1 protein-coding gene is annotated in these 2,376 nt (G+C 56.1%); it reads left to right on the top strand.

Annotated features, from left to right (window positions below):
• Nucleotides 1–1,487: type VI secretion system Vgr family protein (locus tag JHD59_RS21785; RefSeq protein ID WP_233164458.1), on the top strand; the 1,487-nt coding region annotated here is incomplete at its 5' end.
• Between the last annotated feature and the right edge of the window lie 889 nt (nt 1,488–2,376).

The following is a 2,376-nucleotide window of genomic DNA, read 5'->3' as shown; positions in this document are numbered from 1 at the left end:
TCGACGACAAATCCAGCTGCTGGCTGCGCGTGGCCATGCCCAGCGCCGGCGCCGGCTTCGGCCACCAGTTCATCCCGCGCATCGGCCAGGAAGTGCTGGTCGACTTCATCGAAGGCGACATCGACCGCCCCGTGATCACTGGCGTGCTGTACAACGGCAGCCACCCCACGCCGGACTTCAGCGGCGCCGGCGCGCTGCCCGCCAACAAAACGCTGTCCGGCATCAGATCCAAGGAACATCAAGGCGGCGGCTACAACGAACTGCTGTTCGACGACACCCCGGGCGAAGTGCGCGCCAAACTCAGTAGCGAATCCGGCAAGACCCAGCTGAACCAAGGCTTCCTGACCCACCCGCGCAGCAACGGCAAAGCCGAGCCGCGCGGCGAAGGCTTCGAACTCAGAACCGACCAGCACGGCGCCATCCGCGCCGCGCACGGCCTGCTGTTGTCCACCGAAGCGCAAAACGGCGCCGGCGGCAAGCAGCTGGCGCGCGAACACGCCCAATCGCAACTCGATGCGGCGCTCTCGCTCAGCCAAGCGCTGGCCGAAACCGCCGCCGGCCAACTGGCCGACACTATGGAAACGGGGCCGGATGCCATCGGCGAAGACAACGCCAAAGCCGGCAAGAAGCCGGACGGCCATCTGCAACACCACGTCGACGCGCTCAAAGCCTGGGAAGCCGGCAGCAACACCGACAAAGACGGCAAGACGGCGAAAGAGCAGGCTGGCCAACAGCCGCTGCTGATCCTGTCCGGCCCAGCCGGCATCGCCTCCCTGACCGAACAAAGCCAAACCATCTCGGCCGGGGCCAACCTGAACCTGGTCGCCCAACGCGACGCCAACCACACCACCGGCCGGCGCTGGATTCACAACGTGGGCCAGCACATCAGCCTGTTTGTGGCTGGGGTGAAGGACAAGGTGGCGCTGAAGCTGATCGCCGCCAAGGGCAAAGTACAGGTTCAGGCGCAGAGCGATGCGATGGAGCTGACGGCGGATAAGGACGTCACCATCACCTCCTGCAAGGACCGCATCACTATCGCGGCCAAGGAGGAAATTCTCCTCAACGTGGGCGGTGGCGCTTATATCCGCCTCGCGGGTGGCAACATCGAGTTGCACTGTCCTGGCACTGTCAGCGTGAAGGGGGCCAGCCACAACCTGAGCGGTCCGGCTGGCATGAAAATCATGCCACCATCAATGCCACTCCCGAAGGATATGGTCAGCTACAGCCAAAAACTGGATTTGCCAGACTTTCCTGTTGAGTGGTTGCCTTTTGCCAATGCATTTAAATCCAGCAGCTTGTTAGAAAGCCAGCAGTTAACTTCTCTTCATGCCGCTCCCGCACAATCCGAGACTGATAGCGCAACAAGCAGGCAAGAGGAAAAAGTGACACACATGCTGATGCTCAATGACAGTTGGCAAATGGAAGAAGGCATCACCGATTGGCAAGTATATGCAGAGGATGAGAACAATGACCCAAGCCACATCTGAAGTTTACCTTGTTCAGAAGGGTGACACCCTCAGCCAGATTGCAAAAAACACTGGCGTTCCTTTGCCACGCCTCATCAAACTCAATGGTTTGAAAAACCCGAACCAATTGGAAATTGGTCAACCACTTTACCTCAGTGAGCGAGCGGCATTTTCCGTACAGGCCCTATTTTTGGATGCCCTACGTCATCCTATTGAAAATTTGGCCTACCAGCTAGTAATCGATGGCAAGGCTCATCCGGGCAAAACTAGCAAGAATGGATTGTCTGTTGAAAAGGTTAGTGCCAAGGCAGATTCGACAGTCGAAGTATTGATTAAAGACTTGGTTGGCAACTGGCAACGAGTCGGCGCAACGGTATCTGGTTATGGCGAGAAACTGATTACCTTAGTGAGTCCTTACGTATCCTTCAAAGATAAATTGGATCCCCACCCCAAAGATGCGCCAATCACGGCAACCCCTTCTGATAAAAAGACCTCCGCAGAATCTAAAAAACCAGCGCTGCCCAAAAAGCCTACTGGCCAAGCCACGCCAAACAATCCAGCCGTCAAGAAGAAAAAGAAAAAGGGAAAAGGCGGCGAGTCAGTAATAGAAATTGGAATTGAACTGCCTGAAGATCTGCTTGCTTATATGCAAGCCTATGAAGATAAGCCGATTTCGGATGATGATTGGAAAGAGATAGCTCGCAGCCTGGAGTGTGAGGTCAATGTATTAAAGTCCATCGCCAAAGTCGAATCCGGTGGGCGCTCCGCTTTTTGGGTGATCAATGACAAGGCAGGCAAAAAAGTCCATGCCCCAAAAATCATGTTCGAGCGGCATTATTTTCATAGGCTGACCTGCGCCAATGGCCCTGCAATCCTGTCTCTTATACACATCTCCGAGCCCACGAGACTC

The organism is Chromobacterium sp. ASV23, from assembly GCF_016428945.1.
Classification (GTDB): domain Bacteria; phylum Pseudomonadota; class Gammaproteobacteria; order Burkholderiales; family Chromobacteriaceae; genus Chromobacterium; species Chromobacterium sinusclupearum.
Note: the sequence above shows the minus strand (reverse complement) of the source record. Positions and strands in the feature narration are given on the sequence as shown.